The organism is Jatrophihabitans sp. GAS493, from assembly GCF_900230215.1.
Classification (GTDB): Bacteria; Actinomycetota; Actinomycetes; order Mycobacteriales; family Jatrophihabitantaceae; genus MT45.
Genome location: NZ_LT907982.1, coordinates 2,082,021 through 2,096,438 on the forward strand (window position 1 = coordinate 2,082,021; position 14,418 = coordinate 2,096,438).

Annotated in this window: 18 protein-coding genes; 12 read left to right on the top strand and 6 right to left on the bottom strand. The window is 65.2% G+C overall.

Translation table 11 applies throughout. The features are described 5' to 3' along the window. The first annotated feature begins 170 nt into the window (after positions 1-170). The gene (locus CPH63_RS09550) at positions 171-434 is read left to right on the top strand and encodes a hypothetical protein (RefSeq protein WP_157749419.1); all 264 of its coding nucleotides are present in this window, start codon (positions 171-173) and stop codon (positions 432-434) included. A 246-nt stretch (positions 435-680) separates the two neighbouring features. Here the strand turns inward: CPH63_RS09550 and CPH63_RS09555 are convergent, their stop codons facing one another. After that, complete coding sequence (locus CPH63_RS09555; protein WP_096305046.1) at positions 681-1,868, bottom strand: glycosyltransferase; 1,188 nt, start codon at positions 1,866-1,868, stop codon at positions 681-683. 80 nt (positions 1,869-1,948) lie between these two features. On the opposite strand from CPH63_RS09555, the gene CPH63_RS09560 reads away from it, so the two are divergent. After that, positions 1,949-2,146 carry a ribbon-helix-helix protein, CopG family gene (locus CPH63_RS09560; RefSeq protein WP_096305047.1) on the top strand — a complete coding sequence of 66 codons (198 nt, stop codon included), beginning with the start codon at positions 1,949-1,951 and terminating at the stop codon, positions 2,144-2,146. Further along, positions 2,143-2,556, top strand: a complete 414-nt coding sequence (locus CPH63_RS09565; protein ID WP_096302730.1) for a type II toxin-antitoxin system death-on-curing family toxin — start codon at positions 2,143-2,145, stop codon at positions 2,554-2,556. The genes CPH63_RS09560 and CPH63_RS09565 overlap by 4 nt, the downstream gene beginning before the upstream one ends. Positions 2,557-3,118: 562 nt before the next feature. Here the strand turns inward: CPH63_RS09565 and CPH63_RS09570 are convergent. Next, complete coding sequence (locus CPH63_RS09570; RefSeq protein WP_157749420.1) at positions 3,119-3,715, bottom strand: MBL fold metallo-hydrolase; 597 nt, start codon at positions 3,713-3,715, stop codon at positions 3,119-3,121. 574 nt (positions 3,716-4,289) lie between these two features. Between CPH63_RS09570 and CPH63_RS09575 the strand changes: the two genes are divergently transcribed. Together CPH63_RS09575 and CPH63_RS09585 are read left to right on the top strand one after the other, a co-directional pair. Beyond that, a complete protein-coding gene (locus tag CPH63_RS09575) occupies positions 4,290-6,149 on the top strand; it encodes a hypothetical protein (protein ID WP_157749421.1) in 1,860 nt (619 codons plus the stop codon). Positions 6,150-6,640: 491 nt separating this feature from the next. Further along, complete coding sequence (locus CPH63_RS09585) at positions 6,641-7,756, top strand: flotillin family protein (protein WP_096302738.1); 1,116 nt, start codon at positions 6,641-6,643, stop codon at positions 7,754-7,756. A 114-nt stretch (positions 7,757-7,870) separates the two neighbouring features. On the opposite strand, the gene CPH63_RS09590 is transcribed toward CPH63_RS09585, so the two are convergent. Both CPH63_RS09590 and CPH63_RS09595 read right to left on the bottom strand, forming a co-directional pair. After that, the gene (locus CPH63_RS09590; RefSeq protein ID WP_096305048.1) at positions 7,871-8,257 is read right to left on the bottom strand and encodes a YciI family protein; all 387 of its coding nucleotides are present in this window, start codon (positions 8,255-8,257) and stop codon (positions 7,871-7,873) included. Between the two features lie 158 nt (positions 8,258-8,415). Further along, positions 8,416-8,700: an ASCH domain-containing protein gene (locus CPH63_RS09595; protein ID WP_157749422.1), complete on the bottom strand. Its 285-nt coding sequence runs from the start codon at positions 8,698-8,700 to the stop codon at positions 8,416-8,418. Positions 8,701-9,025: 325 nt separating this feature from the next. Between CPH63_RS09595 and CPH63_RS09600 the strand changes: the two genes are divergently transcribed. After that, on the top strand, positions 9,026-9,541 hold the full coding sequence (locus CPH63_RS09600; protein ID WP_096302742.1) for a DUF1990 family protein: 516 nt from the start codon (positions 9,026-9,028) through the stop codon (positions 9,539-9,541). 107 nt (positions 9,542-9,648) lie between these two features. On the opposite strand, the gene CPH63_RS09605 is transcribed toward CPH63_RS09600, so the two are convergent. Beyond that, positions 9,649-10,080, bottom strand: a complete 432-nt coding sequence (locus CPH63_RS09605; protein ID WP_096302744.1) for a DUF3592 domain-containing protein — start codon at positions 10,078-10,080, stop codon at positions 9,649-9,651. A gap of 26 nt (positions 10,081-10,106) precedes the next feature. Here CPH63_RS09605 and CPH63_RS22200 point away from each other — a divergent pair, with 26 nt between their 5' ends. From CPH63_RS22200 to CPH63_RS09630, 6 genes are all read left to right on the top strand, one after another. Next, on the top strand, positions 10,107-10,280 hold the full coding sequence (locus CPH63_RS22200; protein ID WP_157749423.1) for a hypothetical protein: 174 nt from the start codon (positions 10,107-10,109) through the stop codon (positions 10,278-10,280). A 444-nt stretch (positions 10,281-10,724) separates the two neighbouring features. Beyond that, positions 10,725-11,612, top strand: coding sequence for a tyrosine-type recombinase/integrase (locus CPH63_RS09610; protein WP_197704647.1), 888 nt, complete (start codon positions 10,725-10,727; stop codon positions 11,610-11,612). Between the two features lie 81 nt (positions 11,613-11,693). Then, entirely contained in the window at positions 11,694-12,212 is a 519-nt protein-coding gene (locus CPH63_RS09615; RefSeq protein WP_197704648.1) for a helix-turn-helix transcriptional regulator, read from the top strand. Further along, the gene (locus tag CPH63_RS09620) at positions 12,212-12,781 is read left to right on the top strand and encodes a DUF6036 family nucleotidyltransferase (RefSeq protein WP_096302746.1); all 570 of its coding nucleotides are present in this window, start codon (positions 12,212-12,214) and stop codon (positions 12,779-12,781) included. Before CPH63_RS09615 ends, CPH63_RS09620 begins: the two co-directional genes overlap by 1 nt. 310 nt (positions 12,782-13,091) lie before the next feature. Then, entirely contained in the window at positions 13,092-13,313 is a 222-nt protein-coding gene (locus tag CPH63_RS09625; protein ID WP_096302748.1) for an AbrB/MazE/SpoVT family DNA-binding domain-containing protein, read from the top strand. Between the two features lie 3 nt (positions 13,314-13,316). Continuing rightward, complete coding sequence (locus tag CPH63_RS09630; protein ID WP_096302750.1) at positions 13,317-13,724, top strand: type II toxin-antitoxin system VapC family toxin; 408 nt, start codon at positions 13,317-13,319, stop codon at positions 13,722-13,724. A gap of 191 nt (positions 13,725-13,915) precedes the next feature. Here the strand turns inward: CPH63_RS09630 and CPH63_RS09635 are convergent, their stop codons facing one another. Then, positions 13,916-14,377 (bottom strand): nitroreductase/quinone reductase family protein, encoded by a 462-nt coding sequence (locus CPH63_RS09635; RefSeq protein ID WP_096302752.1) that lies wholly within the window; start codon positions 14,375-14,377, stop codon positions 13,916-13,918. Between the last annotated feature and the right edge of the window lie 41 nt (positions 14,378-14,418).

Consider the following 14,418-nt stretch of genomic DNA (forward strand, 5'->3'; position numbering starts at 1 on the left):
AAATCATGGATGAACGCGATGGCATATGGCGCACACGCCGCTGTCATGGCTGTGCCGCCGCAGTATCCAGGGCCGGTACGTCGGACAAGCACGTGGACGGCCGGACGGCGTAGTTGTTCCCACCGACCGGTGAATTCGCGCCGGCGCGGTAGGTCGTCAGGATCACGTCCGTGGCCGCCTGGGGCTGGCAGATCATGATCACGTGCGAGCCCTTGGCTCTCGGTGATGTCGGCGCCGGCGCGCTGAGCCATCTGCAGAACCACGTCCGCGCCGGCTGCCTTGTCCTGCATGCCGACGGCCGCCCAGACCGGGTGGTCTCGCCAGCCGGGGTGGCCACACTCGTCGCCGATGGCGCTTTTGGTGATCGGCCGCTGCGAAAGCCCGTAGACGTCCGAGTCGATCTGGGAAAGGTGCTCGGGGTTCACGAACGCTGAGGTCGAGTCGGACACTTGAGGGCCACTCCAGCACCTTCCTGCCAATTGGTTCTCAGGGTCGGTGTGCGCTCGTTGCCAGAAGCGACGCTGTGTCGACGCCGACTGGGCGACCCCATTGGGACGGTATTCCCAGGCGGTCCCCGTGTCTTGACTGTGGGCGCACACTTGCTTGGCCGGTCGCCTATCTCGATTCGGCGGCAAACATTCGTAGCGCCGTCGCAGCATCGCGATGTTGAAACGCGAGGGCTAGCTCAGTATCGGATCGACTAGGTTCGCGATCCACTGCGCCGCCTCATCGGCCGTTGGTAAGGCCGCAGCCTCATCGCGCAATTGTTTGGCGGCGTTCCGGTATATGGGGTTGGTCAGCACGGTGGATACTGCGGAGCTCACGGCGGCGTCGTCAGCGGTGATCGGGTCCAGAATCTCAGCGACCTGAAGCGAGTGGCACCGGGCGGCGTTGCGCGGTTGGTCGGCCCCTATCGGCAGCAGGACCAGAGGGACGCCGAAGGCGAGCGCGCCGAGGACACTCCCGGAACCGGCGTGGGAGATGACGAGGTCACAGTGCGGAAGCAGAGCTTCTTGCGGGATGAACCGTTCGATGCGGACGGTCTCGGGCTGGGGGCCGAGTTCGGCGGGGTCGATCTCTGATCCGACGGTGGCGACAACGTTGCCGTCGAGATCGCAGACTGCTGCGAGAATGCGGGGGAGGAGGTCGCCGGATTCCTGATGGAAGATCGTGCCCAAGGTGATGTAGACCGTCGCCCGACCAGGGCGTTGTCCGAGCCAGTCAAGCGTCCGAGCGGTCGCCGGGCTGGAGCGCCCGACGAAGGCTCTGCGATCGAGCGCCGCGGGTTGGATGTGGCGAGCGGTGGCGGGCAGCGGGTCATCGGTGCTGCGGTAGGTGGGTGGGAGCGGGGCCAGCGTCAGGTAGCGGTGCAGCATGGCCAGGTGAGGGTCTGCGGGCAGGCCATAGTCGCTGCGCAGCGCGTTCATCGGCTCGGATATGAGGTCGGGGGTAATCATGGCTCCGGCGGCGAGGACGATCACGCAGACATGCGGTAGGCCGAGGCTCTCTGCTGCCACGGCGGCGCCAAAATCGACCTCGTCGCGAACCAGGACATCTGCCTGCCAGTCACTGGCGATCTTTCTCAGCCTGGCGGCGCGCTCGCTGGCAACTCGGCCGGCGAAGGTTTCGCGGATGACGGTGGCTTCACGGGTTCGGTCGGTCGGCTGCAGCGCGCCGCGAAAGTCGGGCGACGCGATTGTCTTCCCGCCGCTATCCACCGCAGCGAAGCCCGCCGCGGTTACGAAACCCATCATCGCCTGCTGACAGCTGAACATCACCGCATCCCCCCGAGCCGCTGCGGCACGAGCGAGGGGGAGCAGCGGACGGAAATGACCGACACCGCCGGTGAAGGTGAACAAGATCCGCACCGTCACCATCATGCCGCGCGCCCCTACTTCCTGCTGCGAACAGCAGCAGATACCACAGTGATACCATCGACCGTATGGCGATGACCCTGCGACTGTCCGAGGACGAGACTGAGGCGCTGCGCGCCCGCGCCGAAGCTGAGGGACGCTCGATGCAGGATGTCGCGCGCGCCGCGGTTCGCGAATACGTCGCCCGACGCACATTGCGCACCGACGTCGACACCGCGCTCGACGTCCTCACTCCGCGGTATGCAGATCTGCTCGACCGACTCGGACAGTGACGCGCTACCTCGACCTCGATACCGCCATAGCGATCGCCGAGCGTGCCATCGGATCTGCTGCTCTGGTCGCCGACTACGGGCTTCTGGATTCCGCCCTAGCTCGACCGCGCGCGACTATCTTCGGACGCGACGCCTACCCCACGCTGCACCTCAAGGCAGCGGCCCTTCTGCACTCACTCGTGAACAACCATTGCCTCGTCGATGGAAACAAACGACTCGGCTGGCTGTCGGTGGTCGTCTTCTGCTACATCAATGACGTCTTCATCGACGCCGACGACAATGACGCCTACGACCTGGTCATCGCGATCGCCGATGGAAGCGTCGACGACCTCGCTACTATCGCCTCACACCTTGTCGGCTGGAGCCGGTCGCTCACTCCGCCCAATCCGCGCAAGGGTTTCCGGACCTAGGCTCAGTGGTGTCACCGTCGACGGACGACCAACAGCGGGTCTGCTCTTCGTTGATGACCTGGACGCGCTCGAGGAAACCATCGCCGTCTTGTCCAACTTCGACCCAGTGGGAGCACTGCATGCCGCCGATGATGAGCTAGCGCGCTGCGACGGCGAGAGCACCGACGAGGTTCTGGCCGCGATGAAGGCACGCCGAGCCCGCACATGATCGACCACCGGTGGGAACTCACTTCTGCCCCCACCGTCCACCGTCCACCGGCCGCCGGCAACTGGCCGAACGACTGCCCGAGGCGGTGGCCAACGCCGCATTCGAGTCATCTCTACCGGATCAACGACCAACATCGTCGCGTCCAAATACTCGGCGTCTTCCCCCGATCCGGCGCCTCCCGCGCACCCTGACCGCAGGCCACCCTCTCGCCCGACCATCCGATCCAGAAGTCGAGTACGGCCCCCTGCGTCGAACAGCGCGGCGCGCGCCAGCCCGTTTACCCGCGCGAGCGGCAGGGATGAGCGTCGCGGCCAGATCGGTCGGTACGCCCCGTCCGCTCTCCGCTGGGACCGACTAAACGTCGAGGAGTTCCTGCAGCGCGGTCTGAGGCTGATCGATCTCGGCGCCGTGGCCGAACAGCATGTGTAGGGCGTTGATGCGGGCGATCTTCCGAATGGACTCTTCGGCTTGAGAAGGGTCGGCGGTGAACGGCGCCGGAGCACGCTGCAACTGACCGTTGTGACTGCCGACGAGGTCACCGACCAGCAGCGTCCCCTCGCCGTGCAGGAGGCTGACATGCCCGGCAGTGTGTCCGGGTGTAGAGAGCACGCGCAGGTTGCGTAGCGAGTCTCCATCCGCCAGCGACTGCGTCGACAGTGGGGAGTTGCCCCATACGGCGGCGTGGGGAGCGAGTGCGATCACTTCGTCGAGGCTGCCCACGTGATCGGGGTGGTCATGGCTGAGCACGATGTCGCTGACGTCGTCCCAGGTGGCTCCGAGGCGAGTCAACGCGGTGCCGATGGCGGCGGCCGACCCCGCGACACCGGTATCCAGAAGTGACAGCCCGTCCGCATGCGGTATCAGGAAACATCGAACGTCGAAGTTCATCGCTGCGGGTCCAGCAACGCCAGCGGGAAGGTGAACGTCGAATGCCACGGAGACGATTTCCACCCCACCAGGCTACGACCAAGCCTGGTGACTGCGCAGGCGGAAGCGATGGGCCAAAGGCAGGCGAGTGTCGCAGCGCCTGCGGTACCGCTTGAGCCGTCCTCCGACGTGTCCAAGTCGCGTCGCCGTGTCGCGAGCACACGCGGCACAGACGGACCTTGTTACGCCGGCCCAGGTGCAGCACGATCGGCGGCAACGCCAACATCGCGGCGTCCCGGACCTGCGCCTCGAACGGCGTGAACGACGTCGACCGCCTGACGCTCACACTTCGGCGGCGCATCCGAGGCCACCGCCTTCACCACCGTGGTCCGCGACACCCCCAACCGCACCACGATCCGGACGTTCGGAACCCCTCCGCAACCTACGGAGCAACGCCCAATCGTCGACAAGGAGCTATGAATCGATGAAGAGTCCGTATCTACCATCGGTTCTCCGACTCCACTGCTACGTCCAAGGAGCAAGCGCAAGGTGCCATCCCTGACCCGCAAATGTAAGGGCATTTCGCGGCGGCAGGTCGGGCCGCGAGTTCCGGAGTCGCACAAAGCTAGTGAATTCCCGTATCCAGACAGGAGCAGTCGTGCCATACCAGTCCATCAAGGGGACACCGCCGATAGTGCTGCCCTGGTACGTCCCCGTCGACTCGCCGTGCCCACCCCGACCGGCGCCGTATCTCACGCTGTTCGACGAGTTGTTATTCGGGCACCTAACCACGCAGCAGCAGGCCGCCGCTCGAAAGCTCCTCACGACCCCACTGGACCAGTACGTCGACGCGTTGTGGACCGGTCAGCAGGATCTGATGACGGCTAAGGTGCGGTCGGCGATCGTGGCGAACGCTCCGAAGGATCTCGGCCCTGTCTCAGACATCACCGTCGAGTTGCCCGAGAAGGGCACGCTGCAAGCCGAGGCCGCTCCCCTCTCCCCGCAGGCTCCACAATTGCAACTGATCCAGGAGGCCGGCGTGCCCTGGCCGAGTGGCTCCAGCGCCGACGCGGCCACCGTGATGACCCTGCAGTACGTCGTCCCAGCCTGCAACGGCTACTGGACCCAGCAACTGAGGGGCGGAGGGTTCTCCCTTCCGGCGACCGACTGGGCCGTGAACTTCAATTTCACGCTCTCACTCGTGCTGATTGTCTCGGATTCCACCCGCTACCCCATGTTCCTGGTCGCGGCGGACGCGGTGACCGACATGAGCGTGAGCGCGGAGAACTGGGCCGCCGCGACGGTAGTTGCCGGGCTCGGCATCGCGGCCTTCTTCACCGGCCAGCCCCTGTCGAACCTGCTTCACCCGCCGGACCAGCTCGGGACTTTTCCGGCGGAACAGCTATCACCGGATCTAGTCTCGCTCGCCGACGCGTTCACCGCACTGCCGCCGTGGGGGTTCACGGAAATATCGCTGCGGGTCAACCCCACACCGCCGGCTGCGGCATTCTTCGGCGCTCCCCCCGTCGCCCTCGGTTCGTCAGCCGCCGTCGAGATCGACCTCACCCATCCGTGCGACGGCCCGCCGACGATCACGAATGCCAGCGCCATTGCCGGCAAGTCGTTCTCCGTCGCGACACTCACTCCGAGCGCGACCAACGTCTCGGCCGGCGCTCAGATCTGCGTCTCAGGTCGCGGCTTCCCCGCTGGGCAGGCGACGAAGCTCCAAGTCGTCTGGAGCGACACCTGCTCCGGGACCCTGGTGGAGTCCGAGCTGCAGTGGGGCCTCGCCGCAGCGCCGCCGACGCCAACCTCACCGGGAATGGCGCCGTTCCCGACGAATCTCGCCGACGTCATCGTCGCACCGACTTCCGGACCGGAAGGACACAACGCCTACGCGACGCCGCCCGACCAACCACTGACGCCTAACACCTGGTACGCGTTCCGTGTGCGCGACTTCGACTGCCGTGCGATGGTCGCCACGCAATGGAGTTCCTGGCTGTTCCTGCAGACCCAGGCCAGCGAACAGGTCGAGCTGGTGCTCGACTTCCAGGATCTTCAGCTCGCCACCGTGTCGCTCGCCCTCAGCGGGGAGTTCACCGAGTTGGTCACCGTCCCCGCCGACGTAGCCGCTGGAACATACGTGCTGTCCGCGATGTCGGGATCCCGACGGCTGGCTCAAACTTCGCTGACCATCTTCGCGGCGGGGTCGCGCCCGCCGGCGACGCTCGAAATGCTCTCACCTGGCACCAACGCCCCCATCCAGGGCCTGGTCACCCTCTTCGGAGCAACCACCGTGACCGTGCACGGCGAGCACTTCGACCCCGGCACCGTCGAGCTCTGGCTCGACGGTGCCGGAGCGACCAGCCTTGGCCCAGCGACCGTAGACGGCGCCGGATCCTTCACCGCCTCCCTCGCGTGGCCCGCTCCAGACCCCGGCTGGCACAAGATCGTGGCCGCGCAGCCGGCGCCGCGGCAGGCCGAAATCCCAATCTGGGAGGGCGGTATCGCCCAATAGGCAACCGCTCTTCGTGTGAAAGGTTCGCGCCACCGAGTTCGCTGTTTCCGCCCGGTCTATTGTGGCTGCGTGGAGACGACCCGCCCTTCGCCCCCCTTCCAGACGGCGGCGCCGGGGGCACTGGACGGCAATCATCAACGTGAACGCGGGGCGACAATGCATCGAGATCGTCGATCAGGGTCCCCGGCAAGTCCGGCCGGTGGGGAGCGAGTCCGATGATGCCGGGCGGCAGTGGCGCCGAGGAGTCTCCGATCGGCCTCGCGGGCCGAATTGTCACGGCCACACGGGGCGAAAACGGTCCAGGCGAAGTGGAGCTTCGCATTCGCGGTGGTACGGAGACCTTCATTGCTCGTTCTGCCGAGCCTCTAGCGCGGGGTCAGGCTGTAATCGTCGTGTCCACGCTCGGCCCCAGAACACTCGTCGTCCTACCCTGGAGCGACCCCATCGACAGCCTGCTCAACCTGGAGTAGGCACCACCCGAGGAGCACCACATGTTCGGCTACCGCGTCCCCGCCCCTGATCAGGCGATGCTCGTCTCCGGAGGCAAGACTGAAGGAACACCGTTTCGGGTGGTCACCGGCCACGGCGCGTTCGTCCTGCCGTTCATCCGCAAGACCGAGTTCCTGAGCCTGGCGATGTTCGAGGCCGAGGTCTCCGAACCCTGCGTGACCAAGCAAGGCATCGCACTCAACGTCACCGCCGTCATCGCAGCGAAGGTAGGCAACGACATCGAATCGATCGTCAACGCGGGGCAACGCTTCCTCTCCGACCAAAACCAAATGTCCACATTGACCGGACGCATCTTCGCCGGCCACCTTCGCTCGATCATCGGCTCGATGACGGTTGAGGAGATCATCACCGAACGGCAAAAGCTGGCCACCGAAGTTCTTGATGGCTCGAAGGAAGAGATGGCGAAGATGGGCCTCATCGTTGATGCCCTGCAGATCCAATCCATCGACGACATGAAACTCGGTTACATCGCCGCTATGGCGGCCCCCCACAACGCTCGCATCAAGCAAGCGGCACAGATCGCCCAGGCCGCAGCAGATCAGGCCGCCGCCGAAGCCGAGCAGCAATCGCTTCGCAAGCAGGCCGAGTTCGAACGCGAGACCGCCGTGACCAAGGCCGGGTACGCGGCCGAAACGCAGACCGCACAGGCCAAGGCGGCCCAGGCGGGTCCGCTGGCCCAAGCCCAGGCCCAACGCGAAGTTATCGACGCCCAGACCGACCTCGCCCAGCGGCAGGCGGAACTGCGTCAGCAACAACTCGCCGCCGAGGTCGTCAAGCCGGCCGAGGCCGAAGCGCAACGTATCCGCATCCTCGCCAAGGCAGACGCCGAACGTACCGAGATCCAGGCGGCCGCCGCGGCATCGAACAACCGCGTAGCCCTTGACCAACTGCTCATCCAGCAACTGCCGCTTATCGTCGAGAAGGCCGCCGCCGGGCTCTCCACCGCGAACGTCACAGTCCTCAACGGCGCAGACGGACTCTCAGAAATTGTGTCCGGCCTGGTCGGTCAGGGCCTCGCCATCTTCGACAGCCTTCGTGCCGGCGTGGGCTCTTCGAGCGAACCAACCGCGGAGCTCGAACCAGCCCGCAACGATTAGCAGTCTCCCGCGGATCGCGCACACTCCTTTTGCGCGCAGTAGACAGAACACCGCGCCCGACCATTCCGACCGCTGCAACCGCCTCGGCGAACCGTACGCGTCAGGCGCGGGCAGTCAAGCTACGGTTTCAGACTGCGAGTCAGGGCTCAGCGCCATGCGATGTGGGAAGCGGTGCACTTCCTGAGGCCAACCAACCGCAACCGCGATCCGGCCGGCCCAATACCGTGCCTGGGCATCGTCGGGCACGTCGACGACCGCGAAGCCGCCGAGGTGCTCCTTGGACTCGACGAACGGCCCGTCGGTGAACACGGGCGACCCACCGCTCGGGCTGACGCTGCACACGACGGTCGACGCGTCCAGACCTCCGTCGCTGAAGACGAAGACACCGGCGTCGGTCATCTCCTGGATGACGGCCCGTGCGGACGTGGCCTTCTCGTGCAGCTCGTCCAACGTGTGGTCGGGAACCCACTCGTCGTTGAAGGCGATCAGGTACAGCGCCATCTCCAGCTCCTCTGTATTCGCGGGCAGCTCCGACAGCTGCCACTCACCTTCTCCACGAACGGGCTCGCGTAGATACGACATCCAGCCAAGACTATTTCCGAGCCTTCGCATCGAAGTCGGCGCGCTGAATCCATGAGCGTTCGGCACTGGGCTTTCGGCTACGCGAGGCGGAACCCGATCCGGTAAACCATGGTGTCGTCGTTGACCGGACCTGCATGGGCGGCGCGGGCCCGCAGCGCTTCGCGATTCACTTCTCCGCATCGCTGAACGTCCGTCTTCGTGATTGACGAGAACGGCAGGAACTCGACCGAGGTGACCTCGATGGCTTTGCCCATCACAGAATATCGTCCGCCGACCCGAACCTGCGGTCGCTGCCACAGTCGGACCGACACCGTAATCTCACCGGCGGCTACCGCTTCACGTAGGTCCGCGGCAAACTGCATGCCGTCCACGTTACGTGTTGGCCGTGGAGTCGTTCTGGCGATCCACGCATATGGATGATTGGGTCGAACGCTGTCTCACGATCGTGCGCCGAGCTATCGAGCCGGTCGCCGACGTTCGCTAAGACGAGTCGTAAGGCGTACGTCCAGTCACCTGCAATCTCGATTAGGGATCGAATAGCCGCCGCCGACGCGGATTTCAGAACTCGATCGTCGAGGACATGCAGGTCTACCGTGTCGGCCGCACGGCCGCGTGGTGGTAGCTGAGGAGGCCGCCGCTGCACAAGCGGGTGAAGTGCGCGATCATCTGATTGTGGAACCAGAGCCGATGCACGAGGCGCGCATTGCAGAGCTCCGTTCAGCTTCCCTGACGTACCCCGAAGTTGGCCGAACACGGCACGGGGAATTGCCGCACGGGTATAGAGCATTTCGGAGATCAGTGCCTGTGCCCAGCTCTACCGGATTCGATTTGGCGACCCATGAACTGTTCGGCTGGCTAGTGCACAGACGCGCCGGACTGAACGTCACTGCCTCGGGCCGGGTCGCGCTGGACGCCGTCGCTGACCTGCGCATCGGATTCCGGCGCCTGAGCATCGTTGCCCCGTGCCGCGTCGTCTACGTCATCGACGAACCTGGACGACGCGGTTTCGCTTATGGCACGTTGCCAGGACATCCCGAGTCAGGTGAGGAATCGTTCGTGCTTGAACAAACGCCCGAGCACGCGCTGCGCTTCACCGTCACTGCGTTCTCACGCCCAGCCACCACGCTGACCAAAATCGCCGGCCCCTTCGGACACCGCGTCCAAGACCTCGTGACGTCACGATATCTCCGCGCGTTCAACTGAACGAGCACCCAACTTCGCAGCGGATCCACAGCGCGCGAATGAAACAGACGCTCAGCGAATCGCCCCGGGTTTGATGGAGGCGGGCTTGGTCGACTCACGGGTTTGGTTCATGGCTGCTTGGTCGTTGTGATCTTCAGCGTAGATAAGAGCAAGATGGCGGCGGCCACAGCGGACAGCGTCACGAACCCTAGGCCGATCCCGACACCACCTGTCGACACTGGGTCTTGATGGTCGGCGACGCTCATCACCGTTTCCGGCTCGTTCGGGTCGTAGATGACCGGCAAGTGGCCACTTGTACGTTCGGGGGTGTCGTCGTAGTGGTGTCCGACGCTGCCCGTCATCGTTTGGCCGGCGGCGGTCCTGAATGAGATCTGATCGCTCGTCCACCCACCAGGATCCCCGCCACCCTCGTCATAGCTAGATGACAAGACGATGGCCAACGTTGTGACACCGCGAGCGGTCAAGGTATCCACTGTGTGTTGCTCCGCGGCGTCCTTGCGCACCCCGAACACAAATATCGCGGCGAGGATAGCCAGCACCGCACCAGCGATCAGCTTGCCGCGCGGTGCCCGCCACCCGGTCCACTGCGCGGGCGGCTCCGGCCACGTCGAGCACGGTGACCAATATGGAGGCGGCGACCAACCTGGGGGCGGCGGGGGCCAACCCGGTGCAGGGCGCCAGCGACGCCGCACCTGCACCCGCATACCGGCAATCATGGAACGAAGTATTCCAGCCATAAGCACGGGCAACGTTCCTGGACCATGTCCCAGCGCCGGGATCAGACAAACCGCCGCGTCGCGCGCTCGAAGCACCAGCGGGCACGAACACACCCGTGCCCGACCCGACCGGCATCAAGGGCCCAGCGGGGCGTGCAGGCCAGCACAACACTGGCGCGGACGGCACTGGCGCATCGACACGCGCGACACGTCTGCCCAACTTCGAACGGCCGCGGTAGCCGTCGTTCGGCGCGGCGCTGACGACGGCTCGTACGCCTCGCTGGCAGTGCAGATGAGTGTTTATGTGGTTGTGGTGGATTGGCCGGACGGACGGTCATACGCTGGGTTCTTCATCCGATTGTTGGAGCTGCGACGCTCCGATGATGTCTTGTGTGGGCGCCGGGCTTTGGCCTGAACCCTTTTGGAGGTCCGTTATTGACACCCTCAGCCCCGCGACCGAAGTCGGCGTGAAAGTCGAGCCGTTGTTCACCGACGCCGAGCGTTTGGCGTTGGCTGGTTTCCTGGCCGGGTATAGCGGTCTGGCCCGCGATGCCTACGCGTTAGATCTGCGGCAGTACGTGTCGTGGTGTCAGCAGCACGGGCTGCACCTATTCGCAGCCCGCCGCTCGGACATTGAATGCTTCGGACGCGACATGGAATCCCGCGGACGGGCGCGGGCGACGATCTCGCGCCGGTTGTGCACGGTATCGGGGTTCTACCGCTACGCCGTCGAAGAAGACCTCCTCGACCACTCACCCGCAGTCCACGTCCGCCGACCCCGTTTGGACTATGAGTCGCATGCGATCGGGTTGGACCGCAACGAAGTCGGCGCGCTACTCGTCGCTGCCGGCCTCGGCCCCGCACAGGAGCACGCGTTGATGTCGCTGCTCGCGATCAACGGACTGCGGATCTCTGAAGCCCTCGGCGCCGACATCGACAGCTTGGGTATCGAGCGGGGGCATCGGACACTGACGATCCTGCGTAAAGGCGGGAAGATCGTCACCATCCCTCTCGCACCCCGCACCGCCCGCGCGGTCGACCTCGCCGTCGGGGAACGCCCAGACGGCCCGATCTTCCTGCGCCCCGACGGGCAACGGATGGACCGCAACTGCGCCAGCCGGATCGTGCGCCGAGTCGCCCGCCGCTCCGGGGTGAACAAACCGATCGGACCCCACACCCTCAGGCACGCGTTCATCACCGCAGCCCTAGACGCCGGAGTCCCATTACGCGACGTGCAAGAAGCCGCCTCCCACGCCGACCCCAGAACCACCATGCGCTATGACCGTGCCCGCGTCTCACTAGACCGACACGCCACCTATATCGTCGCCGCCTACCTCGCCGGAGCCGCCAGGTAGCAATCTCCTGCCGGGCGGTGCCGTCACGTACTGCACCGCTCGGCTCCCAGTGGGCATAGCATCCAATGCTATATTGGCGTGGTGTCGGACCGCAGCCGTGTTTTGAGTGAGGTGATGCTGGAGACCAGCACCACCCAGTCTGAGTTGTCGCGCCTGAGCGGGGTCCATCAGCCGAGCATCAGCCAGTTCCTCTCGGGTCGGGTAGAGATGAGTGACGACATGCTCCAGCGTCTGCTGTCGTGTCTGGGGTACCGACTCGAGGTCATCCGTCGACCGGTAAGGCGGGAGTTGAACCGCTCCGCGGAGCGCTCCTGGCAGCTGCACCGGCGCCTGTCCTCCCAGTTGAGCCCACAGACGCTGCAACAGTGGCTGCCGAGGATTCAGCAGAACCTGAACCGGTTGCGCGACGGCGTGCAGGGGCAGCCTCATCTGCGTAACCTCGACCGCTGGCAGCAACTCATCGACGACCATGACGTCCCAGGCCTGCGTCACGTATTGACCGGTGTCGAGACCGACTCTGTGCAGATGCGGGAAGTCTCACCGATGAGCGGCCTCATGTCGCAGGAGGAACGCTCCGAAGTGTTAGGACTGGCCGGCTGATGCGCCGCGACCAACTCGAACACGCGATCCGAGCCGCCTGCCAGATCATCGACAGGTCCGAGGTGATCGTCGTCGGCTCGCAGTCGATCCTCGGCACCTACACCGAGGAGCAGCTACCCGCCGAAGCGACGATGTCGATCGAGGTCGACATCCTGCCGATCGCCGACACCAACGCCGAAACGGGGCGACTTGCCGACCTCATCGAAGGAGTAGCCGGTGAATTCTCCACGTTCGAGCAACTTCACGGATTCAGCATCGACGGCGTCGACCTCGACACTGCAGTCCTGCCCGAAGGGTGGCGCGAGCGGTTGGTGCGAGTGCAGAACGCCAACACCGCCGCACCCGCAGGCCAGCCGCGCTTCACCGGGTGGTGCCTGGACAAAGAAGACTGCTGCACAGCCAAGCTCTGCGCCTTCCGCGAGAAAGACCAAAACTTCGTCGCCGCACTACTAGATGCGGGACTCGTGAACGCCGACGTCATCACCGCACGCCTGCACACTGTGCCCACCAAGCACCTACCGGCAACCCAACGCGCACTCGCCTGGTTAGCGGCCAAATCAACACCCTGACCCACGAAAATCGCCCGGTCGACACCATCGAAACCAGCCCACCGCCCCTCGCTAGACCCCTACAAGCGCACCCGCGAGCCGTCGTTACGTGCGGCAGGGGCAGGCACGGCGACCGGCGCATATCGATACGTGTAGTGCAGGGACTTGCTGGAGATGTCGATGACGACCCGTGCACTTTGGAAGGCAAGCTTGCCGGGGGGGGGCCGTGACCACAAGCGCGTTCACGTCGAGGAGTTGCGGCTGCACCCAGTCAGGATGGTTCCGCTACAGAAGTAATACCGTTGAGTATTACTTCTGGTAAGGTGTACTCATGCGAGTGACCAGTAAGGGACAGGTAACCATCCCCCTCGACATCCGGCGACGTCTGGGCGTCGAACCCGGTAGCGAGGTCGACTTCGTCGTTGACGACGAAGTCGTCCGAGTGGTCCGCCGCGCCGAGGGCGGCGGGGCGGCTCTGGTCAACCGGATGCGTGGGCGCCGCCTGTCGATGACGACCGACGAGATCATGGCTCTGACGCGAGGAGAAGACTGAGCCATGGCGTTCGGGACCCTGGTGGACTCCAACGTCCTGCTCGATGTGTTCACCGACGACCCGCAATGGGGCGACTGGTCAGCTGCGCACCTCGCGCAAGCGTTCGACGCCGGCCCTGTCGCAATCAACCCGTTGATTTTCGCTGAACTCTCCGTGGGCTTCGACCGTATCGAGGACCTGGATATGGCCCTGCCCGACACCATCGAGCGCGAAGACTTGCCCTGGGAAGCCGCGTTCCTCGCCGGGCGCTGCTTCCTCCAGTACCGCCGTGGCGGCGGCGCGCGTCGCTCACCGCTGCCCGACTTCTACATCGCCGCGCATGCCGCGACACGCGGACGAACATTGTTGACCCGTGACCGACCCAGATACCTGCACCTGCTGCCAGCGCTCAAGGTCATCTCACCCGACTGACACCCCTGTCGCCAGCCCCACATGCCCGCCGACGCACCAGCAGCCTTCGCCTCTTGAGGCACATGCCTAGCCGTCGTTAGGTTCGATGGCTTAGGCGTCGGCATCGCACTCTTATGGATCGTTCGGTCGTCGCCGGACGCACAGATCTACCGTGGATGGGCGCTGCCGATGCGCTTCAGATGCGTGATCCGCTAAGCGATGCGACCGGCCGGGGGCTTCGGTTCGAGGAGCAGTACGGGGATCTCGCGCCCGGCGGCGGCACGGTAGCGGGCATAGGCCGGGTTGCCGGCGTCGGCGATCGTCCATAGTCGAACCTTCTCGTCACCGGAAACCTCGCGAGCGTGCACCGGTATCCGGCGAGCGCCGTCGCGGATTTCAGCGTCGGGGTAGGTGATGAGGTTGTGGTACCAGGCCGGGTTGCTGGGGTTCCCCGCGTACGAGGCGACGGCGATGTAACTGTCGCCGTCGACGACGCGCATGATCGGGGTCTTGCGCAGGGCGGCGCTGGTGGCGCCACGGGTCGTCAGGATGATGACGGGCCGCCCGTCCAAGTCGCCGCCGTCGGTGCCATCGCTGGCCTCGTATCGGGCCACCTGATCACGGGCTCGTTCACTGGCACTGGGGCGGTACTCGGAATGCTCGGTGCTGCTCATCGGGTACTCCTCGTACGCGGGCTGGTCGTGGTCTCGCGCGG